This window comes from Actinomycetota bacterium (assembly GCA_019347575.1).
Taxonomy (GTDB): Bacteria; Actinomycetota; Nitriliruptoria; order Nitriliruptorales; family Nitriliruptoraceae; genus JAHWKY01.
Genome location: JAHWKY010000107.1, coordinates 1 through 2,530, shown reverse-complemented (window position 1 = coordinate 2,530; position 2,530 = coordinate 1). Strand labels below are relative to the sequence as shown.

Below are 2,530 nucleotides of genomic sequence, written 5' to 3'. Positions count from 1 at the left end.
CCACCTGCGCCGGCGGCTCGCGTGGGTGGCTGCAGCTGTTGTGTTGGCCGCGGCAGCAGGCTGCGGCGGGCTTGCCCGGCTTCGACGCCTCCAGGGCGGCCAAGGCGCCGTGCTTGGCGACTTGGGACACCTTCACCACCACGGAGCGGTCCACACCCCACCGGTCGGCCAGCTCCCGCTGGGTCGCGTCGCCCCGCACCAGCGCAGTCCACAGCTCGTACTTCTGCTCAGCCGTCAGGAACTTCTTGCGGCGCCGACCCCCGGCGCCCCTGCTGTGCTCGGCCATGCTCCAACCTCCCGGTCAAGGCCGCCCGAACCCCCCGACCTGGTTGGCTGAATCTACGCCCAAAACCGGACACGAAGTCAGACGCAACGGATGGCCCCGGGCGGGCATGGCGGGACCAGGGTCGGTGCACACCCGCGAGAGTCGGCGGGCCAGCGCCGGCGAGCCGACCAAAAAGCGCACCTCGTCAAAGACCCCGGCGTCCAGATAGCCGCCCACGATGCCCGTGAGGCGCTCGGTGGTCTTGGCCGCCAGCTCGAGCTCCAGCGCGACACGTCGCCGCCCGGTGTGGACCACCAGATCGGGCCAGCGCAACGCCCGAGACCCACCGCCACCCGACACCACCACGCTAAAGCGCCCCGCGCCGTCAGCCTGCCGGGCGCGGCCCTCGCGCTCGGTCAACACCACCAAACCCGGCGAAGTGGTCTCGATACGCGCGACCAGGGCTGCCAGCGCCAGCTCGTCGGTGCGCTGGACCTCCACCCGCGGAGCACGCCGCGGCCCCAGCCCCAGCGCGACCGCGCCGCGACGGCTGACAAAGATCGTCCGGGCCTGGGCGTCATGGCGGCGCGCACAGCCCACTAGCCCCGCGGCCTCCAACCGGGTGACCCGCGCATTGACCCGACGCAGCGAAACCCCAAAACGCCACGCCAACACCCGCGCGTCGACAAACCTAAACCGCGCGATCCACCCCAACACCAACCAATCACGCTCGGCTTCAACCCTCCCGCGTCGCCCCCGGCCCACCAGCCCTGCCACCACCAGCGCCTCAGCCACCACCACCCAGGACGCTCGCCACCGCTCCGCCCGTCACCCAGCCTGCCACCCGTCCCACCGCCTGCCCGTCCCACACCCATCATCCACCCCCACTGGAGGCTGTCGTTTCGCCCCGTCGCAGACCCCGCTCCTGAAGTGGGCCCGACCACCCGAACTCACCCAGCTACGCAGTAGATGGTGGGGGCGGGTGGTCGGGCCCACGAAGGCCGCCCGAAGGCCGGTGCGACGGGGCGAAACGACCGCCGACCCCGTCCCACACCAAGACGCATAGCGGGACGGGCAGGCGAGCGGTCTCCGGGCCGTCCACCCGGCGTCCCGCAGCTCGGACGCCTGCCCTCCATGGTCGTGGGGCGCCATCACCGGTTAGCGACCGTGAAGGCGCGGGCGACCAGGGCGGCGTCGTCGGGGCGCGGGGCGTAGTGCAGGTAGCGCATGGTCGTCTGCACGTCGGCGTGGCCCATCCATTCCTTGACCCGCACGATGTCGGCGTGAGCGATCATGCGGGTGCCGAAGGTGTGGCGCAGGTCGTGGAAGCGCAGGCGGCGCAGCCCGGCGCGCTGGAGGGCCGCGTCGTAGCGCCGGCGCAGCGCCGAGCCGTCGACATAGCCGCCCAGCTCGCCGACGAACACCAGGTCGTCGTCGCCGCTCGACCGGCCGCCAGCAGCCAGTCCCTCCAACGCGCCAGCCACCTCGGGGGCCAAAGGAACCGAGCGCAGCTTGCCCGACTTGGGTGTGGTGAGCTGCTCCCCGGCGTACTGGCCCGCACGCGGATCACCGAGGAGGCAAAGTCCACGTCGCGCCAGCGCAGCGCGATCAGCTCGTCGCGGCGCAGGCTGGTGAAGGCGGCGGTCAGGAAGATCGCCGCGTCCTGTCGCGAGGCAGCGGCGCGCACCAGCGCGAAGACCTCCTCGGGGGTGAACACCTCCATGTCACAGCGCCGCGGCTCGCGCAGACGCTCGATGGTGGCCACCGGGTTGGCAGCCAGCCCGTAGACCCGCTGGGCGCGGCGGAAGATCCCGTTGAGGACGGTGAGCAGCTTGTTCTTGGTGCGCGGCGAGCAGCAGAGCTGCGCTCGCCAGCCCTCGATGCCATCCGCTCGCACGTCCTCGAGCTCGAGGTGGCCGAAGGTGGGCAGCAGATGGGCCTCAACGGCCGTGCGGTAGTCGCGCATCGTCGAGGGCTTGCACGCGCGGTCCTCCCGGGCGTAGCGCAGCCACTCGTGCGCCGCGTCGGAGAACGTGGCGCCCGAGCGGCGCAGGCCAGGCAGCGTCCCGGCCTCGGCTTGGGCGAGAACCTCGCTGAGCCACCCCTGGGCGGTGCGCCTGGTGAAGAACCCGGCCGCCGGGCGCCCCCGGGCGCACCACGCCGGCCCGAGTCGTTTCTGCACCTGCCGCCCGTCGGGCAGGCGGTACTTGGCGTACCAGACCGGCCCGTCCTTGCGGTCGACTCTGAACACATGGCCGCTGACCG

At 72.3% G+C, this 2,530-nt stretch carries 4 protein-coding genes; all 4 read right to left on the bottom strand.

From position 1 onward, the window contains the following. On the bottom strand, window positions 1-286 hold a 286-nt coding region (locus KY469_22810), incomplete at its 3' end, for a hypothetical protein (GenBank protein MBW3665922.1). A 15-nt stretch (window positions 287-301) separates the two neighbouring features. Next, window positions 302-1,066 (bottom strand): hypothetical protein, encoded by a 765-nt coding sequence (locus KY469_22805; protein ID MBW3665921.1) that lies wholly within the window; start codon window positions 1,064-1,066, stop codon window positions 302-304. A gap of 350 nt (window positions 1,067-1,416) precedes the next feature. Further along, a complete protein-coding gene (locus KY469_22800) occupies window positions 1,417-1,560 on the bottom strand; it encodes a hypothetical protein (GenBank protein MBW3665920.1) in 144 nt (47 codons plus the stop codon). Next, on the bottom strand, window positions 1,557-2,530 hold a 974-nt coding region (locus KY469_22795), incomplete at its 5' end, for a site-specific integrase (protein ID MBW3665919.1). The genes KY469_22800 and KY469_22795, both read right to left, overlap by 4 nt.

What these genes read in the sequence shown, in the direction of transcription:
- KY469_22800 (MBW3665920.1), bottom strand. Translation starts at nt 1,560, where the DNA reads ATGATCGCTCACGCCGACATCGTGCGGGTCAAGGAATGGATGGGCCAC.